The organism is Haladaptatus sp. QDMS2 (assembly GCF_029338295.1).
Lineage (GTDB): Archaea > Halobacteriota > Halobacteria > Halobacteriales > Halococcaceae > QDMS2.
Map to the genome: position 1 here is coordinate 1,122,540 of NZ_CP119791.1, position 25,992 is coordinate 1,148,531.

Here is a 25,992-nt window from a genome sequence, read left to right on the forward strand (position 1 = left end):
ACGGGTATGAGCGATTATTTGGTCGCGATGGAAGCAGCCTGGTTGGTCAGAGACGTCCAGCAGATCGACGACGCCATCGGCGTCGCGGTCAGCGAAGCCGGTAAGCGACTGAACCAGAAGAACATGGACTACGTCGAGGTCGAGGTCGGCGTGACCGGGTGTCCGGCCTGTGACGAGCCGTTCGATTCGGCGTTCGTCGCCGCGAACACGGCACTCGTCGGACTCCTCCTCGAGATGAAGGTGTTCAACGCGGACAGCGTCGAACACGCCCAGCGCATCGCCAAAAGCGAAGTCGGCGGTGCCCTCCGCGACGTTCCACTCAACGTCATCGAGACGTTCGAACTGGATACCGAAGACGAACAGTAATCCCTTCTCAGCGCAGTTTTCACCCCTGTTGATAACCGAAGGTTTTTCTCATAACCCATAGTAATTTCTCGTATGGAACTGCCGACCCCAGCGGACCTCCGGGAACGACGCACCGGACTGGGCCTCACGCAAAGCGAACTCGCGAACCGGGCCGGGGTGTCACAGCCACTCATCGCGCGCATCGAAGGCGGGGACGTAGACCCTCGCCTCTCGACCCTGCGTCGCATCGTCAACGCCCTGCAGGAAGCAGAGGGTGGCATCCTCCGTGCGGCGGACCTGATGCACGAGGACGTCATCAGCATCGGCCCCGACGACAGCGTCCGCAACGCGATCGAACGCATGATCGAAGCCGGCTTCTCACAGCTGCCCGTCATTCGCGACGGCTACCCGGTTGGCCTCATCAGCAACTCCGACATCCGCAAGTTCGGCGACACCGATAATGCCGCAGACCTCCCCGTCTCCGAGGTCATGCGCGAGTCCATCACCACCGTGACGCCGGACGCGACGCTCGACGAAATCGACAACCACCTCAACCACCACGACGCCGTCATCGTCATCGACTCCGGGCAGATGGTCGGCATCGTCACCGAAGCCGACATCGCCGCTCACCTGAGCTAAGCGCGCTCTTTTCCCAGGTGGGCGAGCAGCGCCTCGTTTACACCTGCAGGGTCGTCCCAGTGGACCCAGTGGCTCCCCGACGGGAACCGCCGCAGGTCGCCATCGACGCAGTACTGGAGGCTTTCTGTCGCTAATTCCGGGTCCAGCGCGATGTCCTGCTCACCCCAGCAAAGAAGGGTCGGCGGCCGAATCGACGCCTGTGAAGGAAGACCGCCCTCTAGAGGCATCGCCCGATACCAGTTCAACATCGCCGTGAGCGCCCGTGGTCTACTCCACGCCTCGTGATAGTGGTCGAGGGCGTCTGGATGGACGGATTCGGGATTCGCACTGCTGATGAGAATGCGTCCGAGGTTCTCCTGGCCGCGACGCACCAGCGCATGCTCCGGGAGGCCCGGGAGGAGGAAGGCGAAGATGTACCAACTTCGGGCCAACTGGCGCGGGTTCGTGAGCCACGACATCGCGAACACCCGTGGATGGGGCGCGTTGATAATCGAGAGGGTCTCTACGGACTCTGGATGGCGGGCGGCGAGTTCCCAGGCGACGCCACCGCCCCAGTCGTGGCCGACGACGTGGGCCGCGTCCGCGCCCGCAGAGCGAACAAGCGCCATCGCGTCGGCGACGAGTTCGGAGACGACGTACTGGCGGGACCCGCGGGGTTTTTCGCTCAAATTGTACCCGCGCTGGTCGGGAACGAGGACGCGGTAGCCGGCATCGACGAGCGCAGGAATCTGTTCGCGCCACCCGTACCAGAAGTCGGGAAAGCCGTGGAGGAGGAGAACGTGCGGGCCGTCTTCCGGTCCGGCGGTGACGATGTGCAACTGGACGCCGTTTACGTCGCGGAACTCGGAGGAGAGGGAGGGAACCGATGGGAGCAGCGAGGCATCTGTAGCCATCGTGAGAACAAACGCGACGTTGGCGGAAGAACCTAGTCGAGCGTCAGTCCGCGAATCGAGACGGTTCCCTCACCCGCTTCGACGTGGCCGATGATGCGGCCGTCCTCGGTGGCTTCGACGAGGGTTTCTGCGTCTTCCTCGGCGAGCGCGACGACGAATCCAGTCCCCATGTTGAACGTCTTGTACATTTCTTCGTCTGCGACCTTGCCCTCCTTCTGGATGAATTCGAACACCGGCTGTGGGTCGAAATCGTCCGTGATTTCGTAGTGGTGGTCACCCATCCGCGTCAGGTTCGTCCACCCGCCACCGGTGACGTGGGCCGCGGCGTGGGTGTGGTTCTCGCGAAGTGCGGGGAGGATGTCGGCGTAGATGCGCGTCGGCGTGAGCAGAACCTCGCCCACGGACTTCGATTCGTCGCCGGGGAAGGGGTCCGCGTAGTCGTGGCGGCGGGTCGCCGCCGTCCGGGCGAGGGTGAGTCCGTTCGAGTGGACGCCCGAGGAGGGGAAGCCGACGAGCGCGTCGCCGACTTCGGCTTCGCCGGGGAACATCGCGTCTTTCGATGCGAGGCCGGCGCAGGTTCCGGCGAGGTCCAGGCCCTTGATGACGTCGGGCATCACGGCGGTTTCGCCGCCGACGAGCGCCACGCCCGCCTGTTTCGCGCCTTCGGCGAGGCCGCGTCCGATCTGTTCTGCAATCTCGTCGTCGGGCACGTCGATGGCGAGATAATCGACGAATGCGACGGGTTCGATGCCCGCGGCCACGAGGTCGTTCGCGTTCATGGCCATGCAGTCGATGCCGATGGTGGAGTAATCGCCGAGCACCTCCGCGACGAGGAGTTTCGTCCCTACGCCGTCAGTGGCGAGGCCGAGATAGCGGTCGCCGATGTCGACGACGCCGGCGTAGTCGCCGGCCATGTCGCCCACTGCGCCGATGAGGGCCGCTGTCGCCTGTTCGCTCGCGTCGATGTCCACGCCCGCCTTCGAGTACGTGAGTTGGTCGTCGTCCTCGTCGGTCATGCCTGAGAGCGGGTTAGATGGAAGGAAAAGGACTCCGGTTCTTCTGCCCGGTCAGGTCAGGCCAAAGCGGAACAGCGCGAGGAGCGCGAGCGCAGCACTCGGCAGGAAGAACACGATGAAGACGATTTTGCTCCAGCGAAAGACGCTCTTGCCGTCGAGTGGACCGAAGGGCAGCATGTTGAACCCCGCAAGCAGGAGGTTGATGGTCAGGCCGAGTTGGCCGACGTAGCCGAGCGCGCCCGAGAGACCGAAGGCGAGCGGGGCGAACACTGCCGCGAGCAGGAGGTTCGTCACCGGCCCGGCGAGCGCGATGAGGCCGTTTTCGCGTTTCGTGATGTTTCGCCCGCCGTGATACACCGCACCCGGCGCGGCGAACAGGAAGCCCGCGAGGCCCGCGCCCACCGCGAGCAAGAGCATCCCGTAATCGGCACGGAACTCGGCGACCTGCCCGAACCGAATGGCCGTCACCTTGTGGGCGAGTTCGTGGAGCAGGAAGCCGATGCCCACGGTCAGCATGCTCACCCCAATGACGACCAGCAGTTGTGGCGACTGGACGATTCCCGGCCCTGCGAGGAAGAACGTAAACGCCACGCCGAGGGCGATCCATGCGACGACGAGGTCCTGGACTTCTTTCGTGCTGAATTTCATGTAAACTGTCTCACGATGAGGTCTGCGCTGTTCTGTGCGCCCTGTACCATCAACTGCACGACGCCGTCGATGCCGCCCACGTCAGCCGCCATGTACGGCAGGATGACGAAGGCGAACAGTCCGCTCGCAATCATGCTCCCGATGTTCGTCATCGCCACGATGAGGATGAGCCTGAAGAGCGGGACGGCCCGCATCCGGTCCCAGAGGTCGCCGAGTGGACTCTCCTCGTCTGCGAGAATCTCGTTCAATTTGCCGATGTCGCTGATGTTGACTGAAGTGTAGCGCAGTTCGACGTAGCCGGCGAACCACCCAGGAGCGAGCAGCGGGTTGATGCTCGTCATCCACGCGACCGCGCCGCCGACGGTCGCGCTCGACCAGTGTGCGCCCGCGATCTTCGCGAGGGCGAACGAGAAGATGCCGTTCACGAGGAAGAAGGCGACGAACAGTTCGAGCAGGAAGTCGTTTCGCACCCCGGCCATCGCGAGCAGGAGGAAGAACACGAGGAAGCCGAGGGTGAACAGGTAGCCGAACAGCTTGTAGACCGAGAATCGCTTCTTCTGGGTTCCGACGAGGCTCTCCATCGGTGGAAGCGTTCCCGGATTTTCGAGGTAGCCGAGGATGCCTTCGCGGTGGCCCGCGCCGACGATTGCGACCACGTCGAAGCCCTGCTGGCGAAGGGCCACGAGGCGGTGAGCGATGAAGGCGTCGCGCTCGTCGATGAGCGCCTCGGCCCCGCCCGGCGAGAACCGGCGGAACTCGGCCATCATCGCGGAGACGACGTCCGCGTTCGTCAGGTCGTTCATGTCGATGTCGTCCGCTTCCTCGCCGAAGCCGGCGAGCCCGATAGTCAACTGCCAGAGCATCTTTAGTTTCTCGAAGAAGGTCATCCGCGCCCAGAAGCGCTGGATGGTGACCTGGATGTCGCGGTCGACGAGCGCGACGTTGATGCCCAGCGACTCCGCCGTCTCGACTGCGGCCATCATGTCCGCGCCGGGCTTGATGTCGAAGCGTTCGCCCATCCGGGTCTGAATGTACGAAAGGAGCCAGTAGGCGAGAAATTGAAACACCGTGTTGCCGTGCAGGAGGTCGCTCGCGTCCAGGTCGTCGGGCGTTTCGCCCTTGAGCTGGCGATAGCGTCCCTCGTCGAGTTCGACGGCGACCACGTCGGGTCGCTCCTCGTCGATGACCTCCCGAACTTCGTCTACGCTGTCGGCGGAGACGTGGGCGGTCCCCACGACGCGCACGCTGCCCTCCGTGGGAGCCGACTCCGCGGTCTCACTCATCACCGCAGATACAGGGGCGTAGCTTTTACCGTTGTCGGACTTTTCGACGCAGCAGCAGAGAATACAGGGCGACGTCGGTCGCCACAGCGAGTCGAGGTGTTCACTTGGGTGTTTCTGTCATCAGTACTTTGGTCAGTCCCTCCTCTATCTCGATGGAGAACGGGAGGTTGACGCTGCTCCGTTCGACGAACCGTGTCATGAACCAACGGAGCTGTTCGGATGGGTAGACGACGTGGTAGGTGTTCTCTTCGCTGCGACGTACCGTGAGAAATCCACAGAGCGACAGCCATTCGAGCAGTTCGCCGAGGTCGTCGAACTTTCCCACGTATTCGTGGGCGTGGTAATCTGAGACCCTGTCTGCGTCTGCGAGAAACTCTGGGTCGGGTTCTCCGTTTTCTTCCTCGACGTAGTCGAGAAAGCAGTGCAGGAAGTCGATGTCGAGCAGCGCGTGTTCACCACCAGCGAGCATCTTGTGATAATCCTGTAGGTTCGCACTCGTGTCCATCGTCGCGACCTGAAAATTCGCCGCGTAGAAGGTAAGCGCCCGTCGAACAACCTCACTCTGTCCCACACCGGTGCGACTGGTCAAGTCCTCTAACGCCGCCCGGGCGTCGGTGTCCAGCGAAACTGTCACCCTGTCATGTGACATACACGCACACTCGCGGCGGAGTGCGGTAAAGGTCACGGCTCGTGTCAATACCCTGAATTCACGCCGTGTGCCCAGACAGCAGACTCTTTTTCCTGCCCCAGAAACTGGCGACTATGCCCACGTTGATGGAAACCTACATCGAGAATCGCGAACTCATCCTCCCGAACCACACCAACAACTACGAAATCGCCCACGGGGGGAACGTCATGAAGTGGATGGACGAAGTCGGCGCGATGTCCGCGATGCGCTTCGCCGGCGAAACGTGCGTTACCGCCCGCATGGACCAGGTGAACTTCCACCGGCCGATTCCCCTCGGCGAAACCGCGCTCATCCGCGCCTACGTTTACAAGGCCGGGCGAACCAGCGTCCGGGTCCGCCTTCGGGCCTACCGGGAAGACCCCCTCACCGGCGAGACGGAACTCACCACAGAGTCGTTCTTCGTCTACGTCGCCATCGACGACCACCATACGCCGACGGAAGTGCCGAAACTGGAGGTAGCGACCACGGATGGCGAACGCCTGCTCGAAGAGGCGCTCAACGCCGAAGCCGAGATGAACGCGAGCACCTAGGAGGCCTGCGGTTTTATCGGTCTCTCTGCCATATCTCTCCCTATGAGTCTCGACATCGACGCCCCACCCGCTCCCCGCATCGTCTCGAACACCGACGTCGAGAGTTACGAAGACGTCGAAGTGTTCGGGTCACAGGACTACCGCCGCGAGGAGTTACAGGAGTTCTTAGACGAAGGCGCGTGGGAACGGTCGTTCAACGAATGGGCCGAGCACACGGATGTCAGCAGCAAACAATTCGGCATCGTCGAGGACTTAGACCTCATCGCTGATTTCGATTTCTTCTGGGACGATTTTGCCAACAGAGTCGGCTACCACGCACCCGGCCTGCCGGAGAACTGGAAGGAACGAAAGCTCCACCCCAACCTTACCTCGTGGGGTGACGTGTCTGCGATAAACGCGGGACTCACCGAACTCGGGCAAATCGTGAGCGACGTACTCAAAGACGAGTACGTAGATTGGGAGGCAGAATACGAAGCGCCCGAAGACCTCCCCGACTTCAGCTAGTTCTTCTTTTTCTTCGTCGCGACGAACACGAACGTCTCGATTCGCTCACTCGCGAACGGGAGGTCGAATCCGGCGGCTTCGAGGTGTTCCTTCGCGTCGGCGAGCGAGTAGCGCTCGCCGACCGGCGGGCCGTCTGTGCCCTCCCCGCTCGCGCTCCAGTCTGCGACGACGAACTTCCCGTCGGGGCGGAGCACGCGGTGAACTTCCGCGAGCGCCGCGTCGTCTGCGAACTCGTGGTAGGTCATCGTCGAGAACGCCACGTCGAGCAGTTCGTCGTCGAACGGCAGGTCCGCGATTTCAGCCGTGACGAACTCCACGTTTTTCGGCGCACCTTTCTCACGGTAGATGTCGTGCATCGCCTCCTGGACGTCCACGGCGTACACCTTCCCGACGTAGGGCGCGACGTGGTCGGTGTAGAAGCCGGTGCCGCTGCCGAGGTCGGCGACGACCATCTTCGAACTCGGGTCGATCATGCCGAGCAGTTCCTCGACCGAGACGTATCGATAGCGCGAGTCGTCTTCGAGCGCGTCAGCGCGGTCTACGTCGTAGGTGTGAAACCCCATGGACGACCTACGAGCGGCGAGCGCAAAAGGCTAGGTGCGCGGTCAGGCGAAGTGGGGCACGACCTCGTCCCCGAGGCGCTCTACGCACTCGACCATCGCGTCGGTCCCGATGCCGGGATAGTACGTTCGGAAGATAAAGTGCACGTCGTCGCCGAGCGCCTCGCGGTACGGTTCGAGCTGGTCTATCACGTCCGCGGGCGTGCCGAAGATGGCCTGTGCTTTGAGTTTCTCTACGCGGGCTGCTGGCAGTTCTGGAATGGACTCCCCGGACCCCCATTCGGCGTACTTGCGCTGGAGGTAGAGGTAGCCGTCTTTCATCGTCTCCCACGCTTCTTCTTTCGAGTCGGCGACGAACCCGTGCTGGATGAGGTAGGTCGTGAACTCGCCATCAATCCCCTCTTTCTCACGGATTTCGTGGATGTCCTGCTGACGGACGCGCACTCCGTCGATGGAGAGCGAGGAGGGGGCAATCCAGCCGTCGGCGATGCGCGCCGCTCGCCTGACGGCCGGTTTCGCCTTCCCGCCGAGCAAGATGGGCGGTTGGGATTCCGGTTTCGGCGTCACCAGCGTATCGGCGGGCGCATCGTGAAATTCCGGCTCGAAGTCGAGTGGCCCCTCGGACCACGCCCCGCGCAGGACCCGAACGGCGTCTTCGAGGCGGGCGGTCCGCTCTTCTTTCGGTACGCCAAAGCGGTCGAACTCGTCGTCTACGTAGCCGACGGCCATCCCGAGCGAGAGACGACCGCCAGAAAGCAGCGAGACGGTGGCCGCGTCTTCCGCGAGTCGAACCGAGTCGTAGAGCGGCGCGAGGGCAATGCAGGTTCCGATGTCGATGGATTCGGTGGTTGCAGCGAGCGCGCCGAGCGCTGGCATCGTTCCTGAGAGGTACCCGTCGTCGGTGAAATGGTGTTCCGAGACCCACGCGCTCGCGAGACCCGCGTCCTCGATGGCGCGTCCGAGCGTGAGCAGCTCCTGATAGAGGTCGCGTCGAGACCGGTCGTCGTCGGGGCGGTGCTGGCAGGTGAACAGGCCCGTGCCAATCTGCATACGCCGACCCACGCGAGCGACCCACATAGGTGTGGCTTCGACGAAACACCTAATCGGCCACCAGTGGTATGCACACACATGACAGTACGGGCGGCGATGCCGGACGACACCGAGGGGATACTGGCAGTCGCACAGGCCTCCTGGGAGACGGATTATCCGACGATTCTGAGCCGTGAGACGGTCAGCGCAGGCGTGGCCGACTGGTACGACCCCGCCACCATCAGGGGCGAACTGGAGCGGACAGATACGGTGATGCTGGTGAAGACGGACGACGGGGCGGTCGAAGGCTTCGTCCACGCGCTCTGGAACCACGACGAGGGTGACATCCTCCGGCTGTACGTTCATCCTGACGCCCGCCGGAGCGGCGTGGGCACGGCCCTCCTCCAGAGCGCCGTCAACGAACTGTTCGACCGAGGGGTGGACCTCGTGCGAGCGATGGTGCTCAAGGACAACAACCTCGGAAACTCGTTCTACGAAGATTACGGCTTCAGCCTCGAAAGCGAGAGCGAGACGTACATCGGCGGGGAGCCGTACCCCGAATCCGTCTACGTCCTCCACCGCCACTGAGTTGGCGTCTCAGTAGTCGATGACGGTAATTTCGTCAGACGGCCATTGACTCAGAATCTCGACGCCGTCTTCTCTGACGACGACCATCTCCTCTAGGCGCACGCCCTGGCGCTCGGCCGGTTCCTGCGTTTCGACTGCCATCGTCATACCCTCTTCGAGTTCGATGGGGTGGTCTTCGGAGATGCCCCGCCAGATGAGTGGCACTTCGTAGAGTTGGAGGCCGAGACCGTGAGCCCAGTGGTTCGTCGTCATTTGCCAGTGGTCGGTCGCGCCGTACCAGTCTGCGTGCTCGCCTTCCATGTCGGGGAAACCCTTGCACACCTCGTCTGTGGTCGCGCCGGGTTCGATGCGGTCTAAGACGGCGTAGAGGTTCGACCGCGCGAGTTCGTAGGCCTCCTCCTGTTTCTTCGTCGGTTCCCCGAGCGAGAACGTCCGGTAGTAACACGACCGGTAGCCGAGATAGCCGATGTTGTAGAAATCGGCGTACACGAGGTCGCCAGGCCGGAGGATGCGGTCGGTGGTGTTCGCCTGGTGTTTCGGCCAGGTGTTCGGCCCGGAGGTCAGGTAACCCCCGCCGACGAACGCGCCGTGTCGCCAGAGTTCGCGGACCGCCTCGCCCCACACTTCGGATTCGCGCATCCCGGGGCGAGCGACCTCCTTGATTTTCTGGAAGCCAGCCTCGCAGATGGCTGCGACCTGTCGCAGACACTCGATTTCGTCTTTCGTCTTCGTCTTCCGGGCCGTTTCCATCGCCCGGGCGCACTTCTCGGCTTCCACCTGCACGTCGCGGTCCTCGAACGCGGCAACGAGGCCGCCATTTGCCACGTCGATACCCATCGGCTGGTCTGCGACGCCGTACTCTTCCATCGCCTCCACGACGGTTTCCGCCATGGTGTCGAGCAAGAATCGGCGGGCCGAGGGACTGCCCGAGGCACGCGGAACGTTCCCGAGGCCGGGGCAGGCGTAGCGGATGTCGTCCAACCACGAGCAGTTGAACCGCTGGTTGCTCGCGTGGTCTGCGGTGTCCCAGTGGACGACCGACCCGTCCTCGGTGAGGAGCGTGTAGTGGTCTGCACCGCTGCCGCCCGTCATGGCGAGGCCGGTCACGTACCGGACGTTCGGGTCGTCGATGAGCAGCATGCTCCCGAGTCCGGCTTCGTTGAGTTGCTCGACGGCGCGCGCGTGGCGCTCTTCACGCAGTCGCTGGGTGTTGATGCGGTCTTCCCAATCGACGGCTTGCGTGCCGCGGGTCCCCTCCATAAAATCTCGACGGTAACGCGTCATACTGCATCAAACACCAACGACCGTGAAGAAACTTCGCGCCGGACAGGTGGCACGTCCCTTTCAGTTGTTCCGCGCTCGGTCGGTCCAGTCGGGTTCCGCGACGGTGGTCTCGCCGACACCCGTAATCGTCGAAGTGACGAAGATGCGTCCCTGCCCATCGTCGTCCTCGACTTCGAAGACGATTTCGAGATACCGAACGATGCCGTCTTCGTCGACCAGCAACACCGCCTCTGCGTTCGTGAACGTCTGGTTCGTCGATGGGTCGACGTCCTCTTGCAGGTCGCGGAAACTCTCGACGCCACGCGCCTCGTAGCGCGTGACGGAGACGCCGCCGAACTCCTCTACGCCCTGCTGGGTCCACGTCGCGCCATCGACGGTATCTCGAACGATTTCGAGTTGCATCGCCTCAGATACGTTGACCGGGTCTGGTCCTTCGGGGTCGTCGTAGGGGTCACTGCCCTGCCCGTATTCGGTCACCTCAGAGTCGTTCGACAGGAAGTAGTTCCGCTCGAAGGAACGGTTACCCGTCGTGTACACCGCCGTCTCGATGACGAATTCCTCGAACACGAGACGGTTCGTCCGGAGGGCCTGCTCCGCCGTCAGGTCGGCCCGCGTCGTCGTCCAGAGGTCGAGATTGCCGTCGGTCGTCTCGAGCGTGATGTTGAGCTGGTTGGTGAAACTCCCAGCGTCGGTCAACGCCGTCTCATGGTCGGAGACGAGCGTTGCGGCGTCCAGTTCGTCGCCCGATGCCGTGTACGGGTCCCCCAGTTGCGTCGTCGTCGCTGTCGTGGTGTCACCGTTTCCCCCAGTCGTCTGCCCGTCGATAATGCCCCCAGAACACCCTCCAAGAACCATCAGCAGGCCAAGGAGGACCGACAGGTACGCAGAACGGCTCATATCCCGATATTCGATGGGCAGGGGCTTAACCGTAGAACCCACGGCATCCACACCCAGTCGCGGCCAGTACCTCACGTTTTATTGTGATAACCCGAGTCTGCTGTGCGTATGTACAAACACGTCGCGTTGCTCGTCCGGAAAGCGGGGATGACCCACGAGGAGTTCGTCGATTACTGGCAGACGAACCACGTCCCCATCGCCCGCGAAATCGAAGGCGTCGTGAAGTACGCCACCGTGCTCCCCGTCACGCCCGAAGCCGCCGAGTTCGACGGCCTCGCAGAACTCTACTTCGAGGATTTAAACGCTCTCCACGACGCCCTCGGGAGCGAGGGTTCGCGGGATTACGACCCGGCGAAAGGTAAAGCGAAGGAAGCCCGACAGGACGTTCACGAGACTCCAGTAGGGTCTCGTGAGCCAATCGGAATCTACGATTCCGATGACGCGGACAACTTCCTCAACATCCACCGTCGCCCGCGGTTCATCGGCGAGGTCGTCACCCAGCGAGACGACGTTGGGGGCGACACAGACGGCCTCTACAAGCACTCTGCGTTCCTCGTGCGCAAAGACGGGATGACCCACGAGGAGTTCGTCGACCACTGGCAGAACAACCACACGCCAATTGCCCGGGAGATTGAGGGCGTCGTCAAGTACGACACCATCCTGCCGACCGACCCCGAGAACGCCGAATTCGACGGCGTGGCTGAACTTTATTTCGACGACCTCGACGCCCTCCACGACGCCCTCGGCAGCGAAGGCTCGCGGGACTACGACCCGGCGAAGGGGAAGGCAAAAGAAGCGCGTGAGGACGTGAACAACTTCCTCTCGATTGGCGACCGCCCGCGCTTCATCGGCAAAGAGACGGTCCAGAAAGACGAGACGAGGGACTGACGATGGACCGCGAGGCGCAGGTCAGGGAGGCGTTCCCGGAGGTGGCGGAGATTCTGGACGAAGACCTCCGCCAGAAAGTGGTCGAAGCGTGGTCTCGGGGCTTAGAACGCGGCGGGTGGCGCGACATCGACGACCTCCCCTACGCGTGGAACATCCACGAGGTGAGCAACGTCGACCACACCCGCGGCGTGGTCAAAATCGCCGTCGCGAGCGCGGAAATACAGCGGGATTTCCACGACGCAGACCCCGACTTCGACGTGATTCGCGCCGCCTGCCTGCTCCACGACGTGGGCAAGTGCTACGAGTACGTCGCGCACGTGGACGACGACCTGACCGACCCCGACCCCACCTACGTCACCGAGGAGATTCCACACTCGATGTCCGGGTACGCGCTGGCCCACGAAGTCGGCGTCCCACTCGAGGTGCAACGAGCCATCCCGCACTTCATCGGCGAAATTCCAAAGCGGACGATGGAGGCCGAACTCGTCAAAAGCGCGAATTCGGCGTCCTCGAACGCCATCACGCAGGCGGAGATGGGGATTAGTCTCAAAGAGTGGGTCAAGCAGTACTCCCAGACTCAGGAGTAGCGGGCACGATTTTTTGGCGGAAGGCGGCGAAGGAGTGGGTATGCACGCGAAGGTCAACCTCGACGAAATCGACGTCCGTGAGGTCGGCGAAGAATCCCCTCGCCTGAAAGCCGTCGGCTACGAACTTCGTCCCCAGAAGATGCGCCCGAACGTCTGGGTGTTCGAGCAGGGCGACTGGCTGAACCGTCACAAGCAGAAGACCCAAGAGGAACTCTACCACGTCCTGAGCGGGACGTTCGAGATGCGCTACGAAACGGAGACGGAGGAACTGAATGCGGGCGACATCGTCGTCGTCTCACCCGAAGAAATCCGCCAACTCGTTTGCGTGAAACCCGGTGAAGTGTTCATCGTCGGTGCGCCGAACGTCAAAGACGACGGAATCGTGTTGAACGAAGATTAGAGCGGTTCCAGCCCCTCTTCCTCGCGCAGCACGTTCACGTACTCTCGAATCCCGGTTTCGAGGTCGTACTCGGGGTCGTAGCCGAGGTCCTGCTGGGCTTTGGTCATGTCCAGCACTTGCGTCCACGGCAGTTCGCCCTCGTCTGAGACAGAGAGGTCTGCGTCCGGAATGACCGTCTTCACCACGTCTGCTGCCTCGCGAATCGTGGCGAGTTGCCCGCGGACGTTGTAGACGCGCTGAGTGAGGTCTTCGTCCGGCGCAAACGCGGCGAGTCTGAAGGCTTGGGCGATGTCGCGAACGTACTGCCAGTCGATTATTTGGTCGCCGTATTCGACCGCGAAGGACTTACCGAGGGCGGGGCGCTCTATCATCTGCGCGAGGAACGCAGAGCCACCGGTTTCGCGGTAGGGACCGTAGGCCACCGTCGGGCGCAGGGCGACGTGCGAGACGCCGAACCCCTCCAGATACACCTTCGCCTGGTGTTCGTTGTACGCCTTCGTCGCGCCGTAGAGGGTGTCGGGGTAAATGAGGTCGTCTTCGGTCACCCACTCGCCGTAGTTGCTCGGCGGAGCGTAGGCAGCGGCGCTGGAGGCCCACGCGACGCGCTCGACCTGGTCTGAGAGCGTGCGAGCGGCCTCGAAGATGTTGTTCGTCCCCTGGATGTTCACGTCCATCGCGGCGCGCGGGTCGGCCTCCGCGGCCGTCGTGAGCAGCGCGGCGAGGTGGACGATGCGGGTCGCGCCCGACTCTTTGACCGCTCGGACCACAGCGGTCGGGTCGGTCACGTCGCCGCGAACCACCGTCACGTCGTCTGCGACGCCGAGTTTTGCGAGACGAGTCGTGTCTGTCGAGAGGTCGTACGCGACCACGTCGTGGCCTGCGTGGACGAGGTCCTGGGCGACGTACGCCCCGATGAAGCCGGTGCCGCCGGTGACGAGTACCGTTTCTGCCATTGTCACGAACGATGTACGGAATTGCGAAAAACGTTGCCGTGGCCGACGCTACGCCTATCTATCAGTCTGACGAACAGTAGTGTGTGGTGGGCCACGATTCGACGGTCGAGGAAACGCTCTCTGCCCTCGATGGCAGGTCGACGGGGTTAGCGAGCGAGGAGGCCGCGCGCCGACTCACGTCTCATGGCCCGAACCGCCTCGTAGATACGTCGGGGCGAGCGCCACTCACGATTCTCCTCGCGCAGTTTCGAAGCCCGCTCATTCTCGTTTTGCTCCTCGCGGCGGCGTTGTCAGCGGCCATCGGAAATGCCATCGACGCCCTGCTCATCGCCATCATCGTCGGGGCCAACGGTGTGTTTGGGTTCGCTCAGGACTATCGCGCAGAACAGAGTTTGCTTGCACTTCGTGAGTTGGCCGCACCGGACGCCGTCGTGCGCCGGGACGGAGCAGTAACGCAGATTGCGGCCTCCGACGTCGTCCCCGGCGACGTGCTCCTGCTGGCCCAGGGAGACGCCGTTACCGCGGACGCCCGCCTGATTGCTGCACAGGCACTCGCCTGCGACGAGGCCGCGCTGACCGGCGAAAGCCTGCCCGTGGAGAAATCGACGGCCGCACTTCCCGCCGCCACGCCCCTCGCAGAACGGTCGAACATGGTCTATCGAGGGACGACCGTCACTCGCGGCCGGGCCGAGGCCGTCGTCGTCGCGACGGGGATGGAAACCGAAGTCGGCCAGATTGCGGGGTCGCTCGCGACTGCCGTCGAGCCACAGACGCCACTCCAGCGCGACCTGGACGAACTCGGTCGTCGTCTCGGCCTCGGCATCCTGCTGGTGTCGTCGCTGCTCGCCCCGCTGCTCGTGGTGCTCGCGGGAACGGGACTCGTCCAGGCGGGGCTCACGGCGGTGTCCCTCGCGGTGGCCGCCATCCCGGAGGGATTGCCAGCAGTCGTGACCCTCACCCTCACCCTCGCGCTCGGCGTTCGGCGGATGGCGGGCGAATCCGCGCTCGTCCGGTCGCTTCCCGCAGTGGAAGCGCTCGGAACGGTCGACGTCATCTGTACGGACAAGACGGGCACGGTCACCGAGGGTGAGATGACCGTCAGTCGAGTCTGGGTACCGGACCGCGTCGTCGACCTTTCTGAACCTGCCGTCACGGATTCGCAACTCACCCAGTTGTTCGAAATCGGCGTCGTCTGCAACGACGCGACGGAGACGGTGGGCGACCCAACCGAACAGGCACTGCTCGCTGCGGCCCAGTGGTACGGTCTCGACCCCGATGCGGTCAGGGAAGCCCATCCGAGAGTGGACGAACAGCCATTCTCCGCCGAAACTCAGCAGATGATGACGGTCCACGACGACGTGGCGTTCGTCAAGGGGGCACCCCGCATGGTCCTCGACCGGGCGTCACACGTCCGCACCGAGGCCGGTATCGTCACCCTCGACGAACCGATGCGAGCGCGTATCCTCGAACAGACAGAGGCGTTCGCCGCACAGGCACTTCGCGTGCTGGCTTTCGCCGCTCGAACGAACGACGGTCCGCTCGTATTCGTCGGATTACAGGGGATGCTCGACCCACCCAGAGCGGAAGTGAGCGCAGCGGTGGCCGACTGTCAGCGGGCGGGCATCGACGTGAAACTCGTGACGGGGGACAACCGGACGACGGCAACGGTCATCGCAAAGCAGATTGGGCTCCGAGGGGCGACGCTCGACGGGACGGAACTCGACGCACTCTCGGACGAAGCACTCGCCGAGCGAATCGACGACGTCGCCGTCTTCGCTCGGGCGACGCCCACCCACAAGGTTCGCATCCTCGAAGCCCTGCAAGCGCGGGGGCACGTCGTCGCCATGACCGGTGACGGCGTCAACGACGCACCCGCGCTCAAACGGGCTGACGTGGGCGTTGCGATGGGAATCCGTGGAACCGACGTGGCCGCCCAGAGCAGCGACATCGTCCTGCTCGACGACAACTTCGCCACGATTCGCACCGCGATTCGAAACGGGAGGGCCGTCTTCGACAACATCTGGAAGTTCGTCGCCTACCTCCTCTCGGCCAATTTCGCGGAGGTGGTGCTGGTGTTCGTCGCGTCGCTCGCGGGCTATCTCATTCTCCCCGCCGTCCAGTTGCTGTGGATCAACCTCCTCACCGACGGCCTGCCCGCACTCGCTCTCGGCGTCGACGAACCCGGTGAGGACGTGATGGACCGGACACCACGGGCGAGTGCGACCGGCATCGTAGACCGGCCGCTTCTCGGTTTCCTCGGCGGGGCGGGCCTCGCCGCGGCGCTCGTCATGCTCGCGCTCATGGTGGTCGTCCTCGATGGCGCACCCACCGTCACCCCCTACGCGCTTACGATGGTGTTCACGGGATTCGTCCTTCTCGAATTCGTGAAACTGTTCGTCGTCCGCTGGTTGCGCGAGACACCGTTCGTGAACCTCTGGCTCTTCCTCGCCGTAGCAGGGTCACTTCTCGCACAACTCGCCGTCGTCTACTCCCCGCTTCGCACGTACTTTGGGACGGTCCGGCTCACAATTGCGGATTGGCGGCTCCTCGCTGTCACCGTCGCGGGGGGTGGCGTCCTGTTCGTCCTCGTCGCGCTCCTCGTCAAGCGATTCGACGCGCGGACTCACTCGTGAAGACCGCCGACACTGGCGTAGAACGACGACTGGAGCGTGTCGGCCATCCGTTCCTCGCGGTCGATGCGCACGTCCACGACGGTCGGGCGGTCGGCCGCTCGTCCGGCTTCCAGTCCCGCTCTGAGTTCCGCGGGCGTCGTTGCGCGAATCCCGTTCCCGCCGAGAGCGTCGGCGACGGCGACGAAATTGGTGTCCTGGAACTCGACACCGGGCATCGCTGGGTCCATCTCCCGGACCATGCCGAGGCTCGTGTCGTTGAGCACGACGTAGGTGGGCGCGACGCCGTACTCGACGGCCGTCTCGATGGAGGTCATCGTCATGGCGAACCCGCCGTCTCCGGCGACGGCGACGACGTGCTTGTCCGTCGCGAGCGCGGCACTCACGGCTGCCGGCCCGGCCCAGCCCATGCCGCCGACGCCACCGCTCCCGAAGTAGGTGCGCGGTGCGGGCGTCTGTAGGTAATTGAGCAACCAGAAGCGGTTGTTCCCCGAATCCGCGGTGACGATGGTGTCCGCGTCCACGACACGTTCGATTTCTTTGACCGCCCGCTGGGGTTTGATGGGAGAGGCATCCGACTCGCACTTGGGGGCGGTAAAGTCGCGTCTCGCTTCTTCCGCACGCTCCAGTGCCCACCCGGCGGTTGCTTCCCCGCGTGCGGCGAGCGCGGCGAGCGTCTCCTTCGCGTCCCCGATGAGGCCCACGTCCGCGGGATACACCCAGCCGGCGTTTCGCGTGTCCGCGTCGGCGTGGATGATGGTCTGTTCGTCGGGGCGGATGAAGTCCGGGGCCTGCCAGTTCGAGTCCATCGGATTCAGCCGCGAGCCAACGACGAGCAGGACGTCCGCCTCGCTTACGACACGGTTGGCTCCCTCGTGGCCGAACGACCCGATGACCCCGGCGGCCCGCGGGTGGGTCTCGGCGATGGTCGATTTCCCGAGATAGGAGGTGGTGACCGCGCAGTCGTATCGGTCGGCGACGGTGACGAGTTCCTCGTAGGCGTTTGCGGCGTGGACGCCGTTTCCGGCGACGATGACCGGTCTGTCTGCCCCTTCGAGCGCCGAGACGGCATCGTCAAGGTCCGCGTCCGTGGGCTGTGATTTCCACGTCTTCGTCTGCTCGACTGCATCCCAGAGCGGTGGAACGGGGTCGTCGGGAACCTCCTTCGAAACTGCCCCTCCGTCCAGAATGACGGCCGTCGGACCGGGTCGGCCGCTCGTCGCGTGTTTGAACGCTAGTTGGACGCTCCGCAGCGTTTCTACCGGGGTTCGGGGGAACCAGTGTTCTTTCGTAATCGCGCCGAGGATGTCGGGCAGCGAGAGGCCGCCGTAGTCCCCGCGGGCCTGCTGGTAGGGCGCGAGCGTCGAGTACTCACCACGCTCTGAGGCCTCCGTGAGGACGACCATCGGCGAGGACCCGAGTCTGGCCTCCATCTGCCCGATGGCTCCGAGGCTGCCAATCCACGGTCCCTGCCCGGCGAGGACGCCTGGCTTTCGAGTGAGACGGCCGTACATCTCTGCCATCACGCTGGCTTCGCGTTCGTCGCGGGGGCGAACGACGTCGATGGGCGCGTCTCCGAGTTCCTCGAACAGTTCGATGACGCGGCCACCCGGATAGCCAAAGACGAATTCGACGTCCAGTTCGGCGAGGGTTTCGACGATGTGAGTTGCGGTGTTCATTCGGCGAGTGAAAGTGGTGGTTCGTGGGCGAACGGTCGGACCAGTGGTCGCATGGGATGTGAGTCACCCGCACGTCACTTTGTGCTTTCGGTGGGGTGGGACGGACAGACTGGACGACAGCGAGGGATTCATTACGTCTCGTGGACTGTTACCACGCATGCCAGAAACGATAGTTCCCCCGCGCGAACGCACCTGCGAGCGGTGCGGTCGCCACGACGTGTGGGACGACGCGACGGAGAACTGGCGAATCGCGACGGTAGACGGAACGAAGGCGGCCGGAAACGCCCACTGCATCCACGAGTGGGACATAAACGGCACGTACAATCCGTTCGGCACGTAGCCCGAACGCTCATTTTGGTGCCCGCGAATAAAAATCTCGATGCCGACCGTGTACATCACCGCGCCGCCCGACGCGGCCGGAGACATCGCCCGAGTGCTGGTCGAAGAGCGCCTCGCAGCGTGCGTAAACCGGTTGCCCTGTCAGTCGGTGTATCACTGGGAGGGGACGGTTCACGAGGACGACGAAGTCGTCATGTTCGCGAAGACGACCGGCGCACGCTACGACGACCTCGTCTCGCGGGTCGTGGAACTCCATCCCTACGACGTGCCGTGTATAGAGCGGTTCGACGAAGACGGAATTCTCGACGCGTACGCTCGCTGGCGTGACGACGTCGTGAGTAAATAGCGGCGGGGAGAGTTAGTATATCGGCCCCGGGGGCGTGCCTGCCCCCAGGTCCCACCCCACCTGTCACAGAACCGCCGGTACAAGCGAGTAACGGTCGGTTTCTGTGACGAAAGTGAAACCGGGTATGGCAGCCCCGGGCAAAGCTGCCATACCGGTCATTGCCGGTTTGTCAGAGGCACCCGGCATCTGTTCATTTGCTGGCGTACCTATTTACTTCATTGCCTGCATACCTGGTCACAGGGTGAACAGGAATATATAAGAGTTTTCGTTGTTTATTAACAATTATCGACCCTGTTCGACATGTTCGCGCAGTGAAACTCCCGCTAGCGACGGAAAACTAACATTGAACCGTGACACAGGTGAGGTATGTTCCCCGTCATCTCGTATCTCGACTGGATTGCCGGTAAACCGGCACAGGTCACCCACGACCTGGGGTCGAGTGACCTGCGGTCGAGCAACCCGTCTTACACCCGCGTCACACCCGCTGTCCTCTCTGGCCTCGACGACCCGCCCGAGGACGTCACCCTCGAATCACAGATTGCCGCTGCCTACGGCGTCGAACCAGAGCGCGTCCTCCTTACCGCCGGGGCCTCGCATGCGAACTTCCTCGCCGTCGCGACGACGGTCTCAGCAGACGGAACGCCCGAGGAAGCGGCCGACGAGACTGCTCGCGACCAGCGCATCCTCGTCGAGAAGCCGGGTTACGAGCCACTGGTAGCGATGCCAACCGCCCTCGACATCCAGACCGACCGCTTTCTCCGAACCGACGAGACTGACTTCCAGCTCGACCCCGCGCGGGTCGAAGCCGCGCTCACCGAAGAGACGGACCTCGCGATCGTCACCAATCGACACAATCCGTCCGGCGTGCTGAGCAGTCGTGAATCCCTCGCGGACGTCGCTCGCCTCTGTGGAGAGTTCGACGCCCGATTGCTCGTAGATGAGGTGTACGGGTCGTTCGTCCAGGACGCGGTCGGCGACGCGGCGTTTGGCGGCGTGACGGCCGCGGGCCTCGAACACACCGTCGTCACGGGGTCGGTCACGAAGTTCTTCGGGCTCGGCGAACTGCGGGTCGGCTGGCTCATCGCGGACGAACCGTTCATAGAACGCGCCCGCCACATCTGCCAGTACGTCCCGGCAGTTGCCGGGCCGAGTGTCGCCCTCGCGCGTCGGGCGTTCCACAATGCAGAGACGCTCGCGGACCAGGCACACGCCCGCCTCGCGACGAACCACGCACAACTCAGCAGCTTCGTCGCCGACCGACCTGACCTCCGAGGGACGATTCAGCCGGGGTGTACCTACGGCCTCCTCCAACACGAGGCGCTCGACGGCGACGAACTGGCCGAGGCGGCGTGGGAGGCAGATATTCTCATCGTTCCCGGCCGATTCTTTGGCGTCCCCGAAGGCTTCAGACTCGCCGCTTCGCGGGCTCCGGAGGACGTCGAAGTCGGACTTTCAGCCTTCGGGTCGCTGCTCGACGACCTCTGACTCGCGCTGGAACACGCCCCCGGCGTCGTCGCTGCGTCAGACGCTCAGCCAAGAGTTAAGGCCCCGTGGACTGACCTCGAACATATGGACGCAATGCCGCAAGAAATTACGAGCCTTGTCGGCCGTGAAGTTTACTCCAACAACGGAGTGTTCGTGGGCGAAATCGAGGACATCCGACTCGACTTAGACCAGGAGGTCGTCACGGGGCTCGCGCTGAGCCAGCTCAACAACGACCTGTTCCGGAGCAAACTCGACGGCCACCGGGGCGTCATCATCCCCTACCGCTGGGTCCGTGCCGTCGGCGACGTAGTGCTCATCAACGACATCGTAGAGCGCCTGCGCCAGCCGGAAGAAGACGAAGAAATCGCCGCTTAATTTCCGTTTCCGCTTTCGCTGCTGCCACTTTCGACGCCCATCGCCTGGAACAGCTTCCGGCGCACCGCTTCTTCGACGAGCTGGAGCAGCGTATCCCGGTTGCTCTCTGTTGCCTCGATACCCGTGAAGATACCGAGTGGAATCGCTACGCTCGCGTCCGTCGAGTGGCCCGTGGCCTCTCCGAGTTCGCCGAAGGCGTCCTGCAGGACGTTTCGGATGTTGAGGCGAATGTCCTTCGACCGGGCTGCGAGATAGATGGTATCGTCGTCAAGGGCGAACACGGCCGTCGTCGTGATGCCCTCCAAGTTCAGGAGGTGCTGGGCGGCCTGCGTGAGGGCATCGCGGTCCCGGATGAATCCCGCATTCGAGACGAGGTGACTCCCCTTCACATCGCGGTTGCGAATCGCTTCGGCGAGCACGTCGAGCGTTTCGGGGCTCATCGACGGCGATTCGACCTGTTCGAGTGTGTCGTGGTCCGCGAACGGATAGAGGTACGCCGCCGCCGTCAGGTCCGCGGGCGTCGTGTCGCGCTTGAAGTCGAGCGTCTCTGCGCGAATGCCGTACAGCAACGCCGTGGCAACCTCCTTGCCGAGGCTCAGGTCGAATTCCTGGACGTACTTCGTGAGAATCGTCGACGTAGAGGAGACGTTCGGGCGCACGTCCATGAACGCCGCGTCGTAGTCCGGGTCCGGTTCGTAGTGGTCGATGAAGATGTCCGCGTTCAGTTGAACCGCGTTCTCCGCGGCTTTTGCGTGGTCAACGAGCGCGATGGTGTCGTAATCGTCGAGTTTCACGTCGTCCTGCGAGACGAGGTCGATGCCGAGGAGGTTCACGAACGCGCGATTCTCCTGATGGCCGATTTCCCCGTCGTAGAGGATGTCGGCCTCGACGCCGCGGGCGCTAGCGATGGCCTGCAACGCCACCGCGCTCGCGATGGAGTCCGGACCCGGGTTGTCGTGGGTTATGATGGCCATCTTCGACTGCGTGTCGTCGATGACCTCGGCCAGTTGTTCGGCCTTGTATTCGAGTTCACCGCTTTCCAGTGCGCGGAGGGCGGAATCGGCGATGACCGACGACGGGTTGATGACCACGTCTGCGCCGGCCTTCGTGAGTTCGTCAGCGGAAACGGGGTCAGATGCCCGGACGACGATAAATTGCTCCCCGCCGCGCTCGCGGATGTTCTCTACGGCCTCGCGATTCGCGGCGACGTCAGAAGAGAGAATCAGGATGACGTCCGTCTGGTCTAGGTCTGCGATGACGTCCTCCTCGCGGATGTCCGCCGTCTTCGCGTTCAGGTCCTGGTCGCGAAGGGCCTCTACGCGTCCGGGGTCCTGATCGAGAATGAGGACCTCTTTCCCCTCGCCCACCAGCTCCTCGGCGACGGCGTGCCCGACGCTACCACAGCCAAGAATCGCGTAGGACGACATCGAAGCCATCGTGATGCCTGTACTCATCGTAATCGGAATATCCAGCGGACGATACTTATAATACCCACCTTTTGTCGCTCACAGGTGACGGTTTCGTCGCCCGAGAATACTCTGATTCTCGGTTCGCGCCCCGAGTAAATCCCTCTGTCGGCGAACCGTTATAACCCCCCTCGAAAACGGTTCACGTCAGCTGAGTAACCGGCTCGCTGTCATGGGACGCCGTGGCGCTCTCTACTCGAAACACAACCTATATTAATCAACCGCCGTAAGGTGAATTTGCGTGGGCCGGTAGCTCAGTTAGGCAGAGCGTCTGACTCTTAATCAGACGGTCGCGTGTTCAAATCGCGCCCGGCCCGCTACATTCTATCGCGAGCAACTCCGCGAGCGATTGCTGTGCGGAACCGAAGCGATTTGAACTAGTCGAGTCGCAGCGGCGAGCGAAGCGAGCCGACCGTCTCGGCGTAGTTCAAATTCCGAGGAGACTCCGTCTCCTCGATGGCACACGCGGCGCGTGTGCCTCGCGTCCGGCCTCTCACTCCTCCAAAATCGCCCGTACATCGGCCCGAATCCAGTCCATCACGTCCGCCTCGAACTCGTCGGGGTGGGCGAGGTGGCGAAAGTCGTTCATGATGCGGACCATGGCGAGGAGCTCGTACAGTGGGTTCAGTTCTCGAACTTTTGCGACGCCGCTGGGTGCGGCAGACTCGTACCCGGCGAGCATCGCGTCTCGGACCAACGCCCGGCGGTCCGAAACCTCGGGGAGTCCGGCGAGGTAGGCTCCGCTGGTCAGGTACACGGCAAACTCGAAGTCGAAGGGGGCGGGGACGGCGAGCGTGTAGGCCCAGTCGAGCATCGCGGTGAGTGCGCCCGTCTCCGTGTCGATGAGGAGGTTGTGCAGGCCGTGGTCGTTGCGCCCGATAACGGAGTCGAACGGCCCGGAAAGGGCGTCGATGCCCGCGTCGAAGTGGGATTGGAGGTCGGGCGTCAGGTCGGAGAACCGAGAGTCTGCGTGTCGGTCGAGTTCGCTCTCGACGCGCTCGCGGAGGTACGTCGGCCAGTCAGAACGTGGGTTGGCGACGGTGAGGCTGTCGAGGTCGCCGCTCGGGCGGTCGTTGGTCAACTCGGGGCCACCGACTCGAACGTGGCCGAAGCCATCGACCGCGGGCAGCGAGTGCAGTTCCCCGAGGCAGGCACCCAGTTCGCGGGCCAGTCGTCGGAGGGCGTCGTCGCTCATCCGAGTGACGTGTTCGTAGGCGACGTCTTCGCCGGGCAGGGGGCGCATGAAGAAGTACGGGGTCGGGAAGGTGTCGTGGTCGTCCGTGGCCCACAGCACTTCGGGGACGGGAATCGACGTGTGCGACGTGAGCAGCGCCTGAATTCGGGCTTCGGTCGGGATGCCCCACGTCTGCCCGTCGGGTGAGATTTTCACGTACGCGACTCGCTCCGTCTCGTTCTGCGAGATAGTGGCCCGATAGACCGAGCAGAAACCCCGTTCGGCAGGCGTCGCGGTCTCGAATTCCACCCCCGACATCGCGGCGTGAACCATCTCCGCGAGCGTCGCGTCGGAAACGTCGCGGGCGTCGGGGACGTCGTCCATGCGTGAGATAACTTGTTGTCAAGTAGATAACTTTCGGAACGAACGCGGTGAGTCGACGGATTCGGTCACGGAGGCCCCGGTTCGTTCGCATGGTCGGCACTGAAGTTTTTATACGAAACCGAGGCAACGCCTGGGTATGCCCGCGAAAACGAGCGCGAAACGATCTACGACCCGCGAATCATGGCCACGTTTCCCGAGGCGTGGCTGACGACCTGCTCGGTAATCACCCCGTAAACGATTCGTGCGCCGTCGGTTCGCTGTGAGAGGCCCACGCAGACCGTTTCGAAGTCAGCGATGGCATCGAGAATCGCCGCGTCGATGTCATCTGAAACGACGACGGACGCGTCGTACTCGTCCGGTTCGAGCCCCGCCTGTGCCGCGATATCGTCGATGGCGGCCCGGCCACGGCGCTCGGCCGATGCAGGGTCGCCGCGAGGCGGGCGGACAGTGAGCAGCGTCGGCTTCGTCCCGCTGAGAGTCGCGAACTCGGCTGCACGGCGGGCGATGACCGGCGCGTTCGGGCCGGGTGCGACGAGTGCGACGGGTCGTCCAATATGCCCGTCTCTGAGCGTAACGAGCGACACGTCGCAGGGTGCGTCAGTGACAATCGGGTCGAGGACGGGGCCGAAGACGAACTGGCCGTCGTCGAGCGTCCCGTCCCAGCCGAGGAGCACCTGCGCCGCGGCTTCCGCGCTGAGCACGTCGAGAATTTCGACGGCGGTGTCCGGGGCGACGATAGCCCGCGTCCGCAGGTGAACGTTCATCGCTGTGGCGATGTCGTGGGCCGCTTCGAGCAACTCTCGTTGGTGGTCCACCCGGTCGGCTTCGACGTTCTGGAGCGGGGATGGGTCGTCTTCGATGACGTTCACGGCGACCAGTTCCGGCTCGCCATGGTCGTCGTTCGCGTGGGCACTCGCTGCGGCGAGCCTGAGAAGTCCGCCCTGCGTCTCGGGGTTTGCCACGGGAACGACGACGCGATACACGGACGCGGGGACCGTCCGGATCGCCTCACGGAGCAGTCCCTCGCCCACGACGCGCCCCCGCGCGTAGGCGAAGTACCACATTATGCCGAGGAGGATGATTCCAGAGCCGATGAGAATGATGACGGGGGCCATCTGCGAAACGACGACGGCGGCGAGAACCACTCCGAGGATGGGGACGACCGGGTACACCGGGAACGGAAGCCTGAACGAGGGGTCGTACTCGTCCGGGTCGGCCCGTCGAAACACGATGAGCGAGAGGTGGACGAGCGAGTAGGAGACGAGGAAACTGAAACTTGCCGCTTCCGCGAGGAGGGCAATGATGGCTTCGACGCGGAGGCCGAGCAGAATCAACCCGGCGGTGAGGACGCCAGTCGCGACGATGGCCCGGTGTGGCGTGCGGAATCGGTCGTGGCTCACGTTCAGCCACTCGGTGACGAGGCCGTCGCGGCCCATGGCGTAGACGACGCGGGAGGCAGCGAGAATCGAGGAGTTCGAACTCGAGATGGCGGCGATGACGGCCGCGAAGACGATGCCGAAGACGCCGGCGACACCGAGGTAGACGGCAGCCACGTCGGAGACGGGAATCGGAGAGTCTCGCAGTGTTTCGTAGGGAACCACGCCGGTGCTCACGAGCATGACGAGCACGTAGAGGATGGTCACGAGAACGACAGAGAGGAGCATCGACAAGGGAATCGTGCGACTCGGATTCTTGATTTCGCCCGCCACGGTAGCGATGATTTCGAAGCCGAGAAACGAGATGAACACGACGCCAGTGGTCGCAATGATGCCGCTCGGTCCGGTGGGAGCGAATGGTTCCAGGTTCACCGGGTCGATAAAAAAGATGCCGACGGCGACGAAGACCACGATGACCGCCGTCTCGGCGCCAATCATGAGGTTCTGGAGAGAGCTCGACTCTTCGGTGCCGTAGTAGTTGACGCCGATGAGAAACAGCAAGCCGAGGAGGCCGAGCGCGATGACGAAAACACGCCCATCAATGCCTGGCAGTGGTGCGACGATGTACTGGCCGAAGCCGACCATGTAAAAGGCACTCGCGAACATCAGGCCGGTCCACATCCCCCAGCCGACGATTGCGCCGAACAGGCTCCCGAGCGCACGGTTGACGTAGTGATAACTGCCGCCCGCAATCGGCATGCCGGTCGCCAACTCCGAGAGCGAGAGTGCGGCGAGCAGGGCGACGAAACCGGCGATGGCGTACGAGACGGCACTCGCCGGCCCAGCAAGTTCGGCGGCAATGCCCGGCAGGATGAAGATGCCTGCGCCAATCATCGTGCCCCCGCCGAGGGTCATGGCCTCGAGGAAGCCAAGTGTCCGTTCTAACTCGCCGCTGCCGTCAGTCATGGCCCCTCCACGCCCTCCGCGTGACGGGCGTCTGTGTCGC

The 25,992-nt window shown here is 63.5% G+C and carries 27 protein-coding genes and 1 tRNA gene; 14 read left to right on the forward strand and 14 right to left on the reverse strand.

The annotated features are described in order from the left end of the window. Positions 1–6: 6 nt before the first annotated feature. Together P1M51_RS06175 and P1M51_RS06180 are read left to right on the forward strand one after the other, a co-directional pair. Positions 7–366, forward strand: coding sequence for a DUF555 domain-containing protein (locus P1M51_RS06175; protein WP_276247308.1), 360 nt, complete (start codon positions 7–9; stop codon positions 364–366). 72 nt (positions 367–438) lie between these two features. Beyond that, positions 439–984 (forward strand): CBS domain-containing protein, encoded by a 546-nt coding sequence (locus P1M51_RS06180; RefSeq protein ID WP_276247309.1) that lies wholly within the window; start codon positions 439–441, stop codon positions 982–984. Here the strand turns inward: P1M51_RS06180 and P1M51_RS06185 are convergent. From P1M51_RS06185 to P1M51_RS06205, 5 genes are all read right to left on the reverse strand, one after another. Beyond that, positions 981–1,877: an alpha/beta fold hydrolase gene (locus P1M51_RS06185; protein ID WP_276247310.1), complete on the reverse strand. Its 897-nt coding sequence runs from the start codon at positions 1,875–1,877 to the stop codon at positions 981–983. The two genes, P1M51_RS06180 and P1M51_RS06185, sit on opposite strands and share 4 nt — an antisense overlap. A 32-nt stretch (positions 1,878–1,909) precedes the next feature. Continuing rightward, positions 1,910–2,893 (reverse strand): phosphoribosylformylglycinamidine cyclo-ligase, encoded by a 984-nt coding sequence (gene purM, locus P1M51_RS06190; protein WP_276247311.1) that lies wholly within the window; start codon positions 2,891–2,893, stop codon positions 1,910–1,912. A 51-nt stretch (positions 2,894–2,944) separates the two neighbouring features. Then, positions 2,945–3,541, reverse strand: a complete 597-nt coding sequence (locus P1M51_RS06195; RefSeq protein WP_276247312.1) for a metalloprotease — start codon at positions 3,539–3,541, stop codon at positions 2,945–2,947. After that, positions 3,538–4,824 (reverse strand): TraB/GumN family protein, encoded by a 1,287-nt coding sequence (locus tag P1M51_RS06200; RefSeq protein WP_276247313.1) that lies wholly within the window; start codon positions 4,822–4,824, stop codon positions 3,538–3,540. The genes P1M51_RS06195 and P1M51_RS06200 overlap by 4 nt, the downstream gene beginning before the upstream one ends. A 100-nt stretch (positions 4,825–4,924) precedes the next feature. Further along, the gene (locus tag P1M51_RS06205; RefSeq protein ID WP_276247314.1) at positions 4,925–5,473 is read right to left on the reverse strand and encodes a ribbon-helix-helix protein, CopG family; all 549 of its coding nucleotides are present in this window, start codon (positions 5,471–5,473) and stop codon (positions 4,925–4,927) included. 113 nt (positions 5,474–5,586) lie between these two features. On the opposite strand from P1M51_RS06205, the gene P1M51_RS06210 reads away from it, so the two are divergent. After that, positions 5,587–6,042 (forward strand): acyl-CoA thioesterase, encoded by a 456-nt coding sequence (locus P1M51_RS06210; protein WP_276247315.1) that lies wholly within the window; start codon positions 5,587–5,589, stop codon positions 6,040–6,042. Between the two features lie 42 nt (positions 6,043–6,084). Beyond that, entirely contained in the window at positions 6,085–6,546 is a 462-nt protein-coding gene (locus P1M51_RS06215; protein WP_276247316.1) for a hypothetical protein, read from the forward strand. Here the strand turns inward: P1M51_RS06215 and P1M51_RS06220 are convergent. After that, a complete protein-coding gene (locus P1M51_RS06220; protein WP_276247317.1) occupies positions 6,543–7,109 on the reverse strand; it encodes a class I SAM-dependent methyltransferase in 567 nt (188 codons plus the stop codon). The genes P1M51_RS06215 and P1M51_RS06220 overlap by 4 nt on opposite strands. 42 nt (positions 7,110–7,151) lie before the next feature. Then, positions 7,152–8,156, reverse strand: a complete 1,005-nt coding sequence (locus tag P1M51_RS06225; RefSeq protein ID WP_276247318.1) for an LLM class flavin-dependent oxidoreductase — start codon at positions 8,154–8,156, stop codon at positions 7,152–7,154. Positions 8,157–8,234: 78 nt separating this feature from the next. On the opposite strand from P1M51_RS06225, the gene P1M51_RS06230 reads away from it, so the two are divergent. Then, positions 8,235–8,723 (forward strand): GNAT family N-acetyltransferase, encoded by a 489-nt coding sequence (locus P1M51_RS06230; RefSeq protein WP_276247319.1) that lies wholly within the window; start codon positions 8,235–8,237, stop codon positions 8,721–8,723. Between the two features lie 9 nt (positions 8,724–8,732). On the opposite strand, the gene P1M51_RS06235 is transcribed toward P1M51_RS06230, so the two are convergent. Then, entirely contained in the window at positions 8,733–10,007 is a 1,275-nt protein-coding gene (locus P1M51_RS06235; protein ID WP_369685090.1) for a M24 family metallopeptidase, read from the reverse strand. A gap of 60 nt (positions 10,008–10,067) precedes the next feature. Continuing rightward, complete coding sequence (locus P1M51_RS06240) at positions 10,068–10,904, reverse strand: hypothetical protein (protein WP_276247321.1); 837 nt, start codon at positions 10,902–10,904, stop codon at positions 10,068–10,070. 108 nt (positions 10,905–11,012) lie between these two features. Here P1M51_RS06240 and P1M51_RS06245 point away from each other — a divergent pair, with 108 nt between their 5' ends. From P1M51_RS06245 to P1M51_RS06255, 3 genes are read left to right on the forward strand one after another with little or no spacing between them, the layout of a single operon-like run. Then, positions 11,013–11,792, forward strand: coding sequence for an EthD domain-containing protein (locus P1M51_RS06245; RefSeq protein WP_276274891.1), 780 nt, complete (start codon positions 11,013–11,015; stop codon positions 11,790–11,792). Next, positions 11,789–12,379 (forward strand): HD domain-containing protein, encoded by a 591-nt coding sequence (locus tag P1M51_RS06250; protein ID WP_369685122.1) that lies wholly within the window; start codon positions 11,789–11,791, stop codon positions 12,377–12,379. Before P1M51_RS06245 ends, P1M51_RS06250 begins: the two co-directional genes overlap by 4 nt. A gap of 40 nt (positions 12,380–12,419) precedes the next feature. Beyond that, a complete protein-coding gene (locus P1M51_RS06255) occupies positions 12,420–12,779 on the forward strand; it encodes a cupin domain-containing protein (RefSeq protein WP_276247324.1) in 360 nt (119 codons plus the stop codon). Here the strand turns inward: P1M51_RS06255 and P1M51_RS06260 are convergent. Then, the gene (locus tag P1M51_RS06260) at positions 12,776–13,732 is read right to left on the reverse strand and encodes an NAD(P)-dependent oxidoreductase (RefSeq protein ID WP_276247325.1); all 957 of its coding nucleotides are present in this window, start codon (positions 13,730–13,732) and stop codon (positions 12,776–12,778) included. The genes P1M51_RS06255 and P1M51_RS06260 overlap by 4 nt on opposite strands. An 83-nt stretch (positions 13,733–13,815) precedes the next feature. On the opposite strand from P1M51_RS06260, the gene P1M51_RS06265 reads away from it, so the two are divergent. Further along, on the forward strand, positions 13,816–16,365 hold the full coding sequence (locus tag P1M51_RS06265; protein ID WP_276274892.1) for a cation-translocating P-type ATPase: 2,550 nt from the start codon (positions 13,816–13,818) through the stop codon (positions 16,363–16,365). Here the strand turns inward: P1M51_RS06265 and P1M51_RS06270 are convergent. After that, entirely contained in the window at positions 16,356–18,041 is a 1,686-nt protein-coding gene (locus P1M51_RS06270) for a thiamine pyrophosphate-binding protein (RefSeq protein WP_276247327.1), read from the reverse strand. The two genes, P1M51_RS06265 and P1M51_RS06270, sit on opposite strands and share 10 nt — an antisense overlap. A gap of 157 nt (positions 18,042–18,198) precedes the next feature. Between P1M51_RS06270 and P1M51_RS06275 the strand changes: the two genes are divergently transcribed. From P1M51_RS06275 to P1M51_RS06290, 4 genes are all read left to right on the forward strand, one after another. Further along, the gene (locus P1M51_RS06275; RefSeq protein WP_276247328.1) at positions 18,199–18,381 is read left to right on the forward strand and encodes an HEWD family protein; all 183 of its coding nucleotides are present in this window, start codon (positions 18,199–18,201) and stop codon (positions 18,379–18,381) included. A gap of 39 nt (positions 18,382–18,420) precedes the next feature. Continuing rightward, on the forward strand, positions 18,421–18,726 hold the full coding sequence (gene cutA / locus P1M51_RS06280) for a divalent-cation tolerance protein CutA (protein ID WP_276247329.1): 306 nt from the start codon (positions 18,421–18,423) through the stop codon (positions 18,724–18,726). Between the two features lie 366 nt (positions 18,727–19,092). Then, positions 19,093–20,211 (forward strand): pyridoxal phosphate-dependent aminotransferase, encoded by a 1,119-nt coding sequence (locus tag P1M51_RS06285; RefSeq protein WP_276247330.1) that lies wholly within the window; start codon positions 19,093–19,095, stop codon positions 20,209–20,211. Positions 20,212–20,295: 84 nt separating this feature from the next. Continuing rightward, positions 20,296–20,586: a PRC-barrel domain-containing protein gene (locus P1M51_RS06290; protein WP_276247331.1), complete on the forward strand. Its 291-nt coding sequence runs from the start codon at positions 20,296–20,298 to the stop codon at positions 20,584–20,586. Here P1M51_RS06290 and P1M51_RS06295 read toward each other — a convergent pair. Beyond that, entirely contained in the window at positions 20,583–22,040 is a 1,458-nt protein-coding gene (locus P1M51_RS06295) for a DHH family phosphoesterase (RefSeq protein WP_276247332.1), read from the reverse strand. The genes P1M51_RS06290 and P1M51_RS06295 overlap by 4 nt on opposite strands. Positions 22,041–22,295: 255 nt before the next feature. On the opposite strand from P1M51_RS06295, the gene P1M51_RS06300 reads away from it, so the two are divergent. Beyond that, positions 22,296–22,369, forward strand: a tRNA-Lys gene (locus tag P1M51_RS06300). 176 nt (positions 22,370–22,545) lie between these two features. Here P1M51_RS06300 and P1M51_RS06305 read toward each other — a convergent pair. Together P1M51_RS06305 and P1M51_RS06310 are read right to left on the reverse strand one after the other, a co-directional pair. After that, positions 22,546–23,610: a phosphotransferase family protein gene (locus tag P1M51_RS06305; protein ID WP_276247333.1), complete on the reverse strand. Its 1,065-nt coding sequence runs from the start codon at positions 23,608–23,610 to the stop codon at positions 22,546–22,548. 164 nt (positions 23,611–23,774) lie between these two features. Next, positions 23,775–25,952: an amino acid permease gene (locus tag P1M51_RS06310; RefSeq protein WP_276274893.1), complete on the reverse strand. Its 2,178-nt coding sequence runs from the start codon at positions 25,950–25,952 to the stop codon at positions 23,775–23,777. Positions 25,953–25,992 lie beyond the last annotated feature (40 nt).

Coding starts and splice junctions, on each gene's coding strand:
- P1M51_RS06175 (WP_276247308.1), top strand. CDS start 7: ATGAGCGATTATTTGGTCGCGATGGAAGCAGCCTGGTTGGTCAGAGAC.
- P1M51_RS06180 (WP_276247309.1), top strand. CDS start 439: ATGGAACTGCCGACCCCAGCGGACCTCCGGGAACGACGCACCGGACTG.
- P1M51_RS06185 (WP_276247310.1), bottom strand. CDS start 1,877: ATGGCTACAGATGCCTCGCTGCTCCCATCGGTTCCCTCCCTCTCCTCC.
- purM (WP_276247311.1), bottom strand. CDS start 2,893: ATGACCGACGAGGACGACGACCAACTCACGTACTCGAAGGCGGGCGTG.
- P1M51_RS06195 (WP_276247312.1), bottom strand. CDS start 3,541: ATGAAATTCAGCACGAAAGAAGTCCAGGACCTCGTCGTCGCATGGATC.
- P1M51_RS06200 (WP_276247313.1), bottom strand. CDS start 4,824: ATGAGTGAGACCGCGGAGTCGGCTCCCACGGAGGGCAGCGTGCGCGTC.
- P1M51_RS06205 (WP_276247314.1), bottom strand. CDS start 5,473: ATGTCACATGACAGGGTGACAGTTTCGCTGGACACCGACGCCCGGGCG.
- P1M51_RS06210 (WP_276247315.1), top strand. CDS start 5,587: ATGCCCACGTTGATGGAAACCTACATCGAGAATCGCGAACTCATCCTC.
- P1M51_RS06215 (WP_276247316.1), top strand. CDS start 6,085: ATGAGTCTCGACATCGACGCCCCACCCGCTCCCCGCATCGTCTCGAAC.
- P1M51_RS06220 (WP_276247317.1), bottom strand. CDS start 7,109: ATGGGGTTTCACACCTACGACGTAGACCGCGCTGACGCGCTCGAAGAC.
- P1M51_RS06225 (WP_276247318.1), bottom strand. CDS start 8,156: ATGCAGATTGGCACGGGCCTGTTCACCTGCCAGCACCGCCCCGACGAC.
- P1M51_RS06230 (WP_276247319.1), top strand. CDS start 8,235: ATGACAGTACGGGCGGCGATGCCGGACGACACCGAGGGGATACTGGCA.
- P1M51_RS06235 (WP_369685090.1), bottom strand. CDS start 10,007: ATGACGCGTTACCGTCGAGATTTTATGGAGGGGACCCGCGGCACGCAA.
- P1M51_RS06240 (WP_276247321.1), bottom strand. CDS start 10,904: ATGAGCCGTTCTGCGTACCTGTCGGTCCTCCTTGGCCTGCTGATGGTT.
- P1M51_RS06245 (WP_276274891.1), top strand. CDS start 11,013: ATGTACAAACACGTCGCGTTGCTCGTCCGGAAAGCGGGGATGACCCAC.
- P1M51_RS06255 (WP_276247324.1), top strand. CDS start 12,420: ATGCACGCGAAGGTCAACCTCGACGAAATCGACGTCCGTGAGGTCGGC.
- P1M51_RS06260 (WP_276247325.1), bottom strand. CDS start 13,732: ATGGCAGAAACGGTACTCGTCACCGGCGGCACCGGCTTCATCGGGGCG.
- P1M51_RS06270 (WP_276247327.1), bottom strand. CDS start 18,041: ATGAACACCGCAACTCACATCGTCGAAACCCTCGCCGAACTGGACGTC.
- P1M51_RS06275 (WP_276247328.1), top strand. CDS start 18,199: ATGCCAGAAACGATAGTTCCCCCGCGCGAACGCACCTGCGAGCGGTGC.
- cutA (WP_276247329.1), top strand. CDS start 18,421: ATGCCGACCGTGTACATCACCGCGCCGCCCGACGCGGCCGGAGACATC.
- P1M51_RS06285 (WP_276247330.1), top strand. CDS start 19,093: ATGTTCCCCGTCATCTCGTATCTCGACTGGATTGCCGGTAAACCGGCA.
- P1M51_RS06290 (WP_276247331.1), top strand. CDS start 20,296: ATGGACGCAATGCCGCAAGAAATTACGAGCCTTGTCGGCCGTGAAGTT.
- P1M51_RS06295 (WP_276247332.1), bottom strand. CDS start 22,040: ATGAGTACAGGCATCACGATGGCTTCGATGTCGTCCTACGCGATTCTT.
- P1M51_RS06305 (WP_276247333.1), bottom strand. CDS start 23,610: ATGGACGACGTCCCCGACGCCCGCGACGTTTCCGACGCGACGCTCGCG.
- P1M51_RS06310 (WP_276274893.1), bottom strand. CDS start 25,952: ATGACTGACGGCAGCGGCGAGTTAGAACGGACACTTGGCTTCCTCGAG.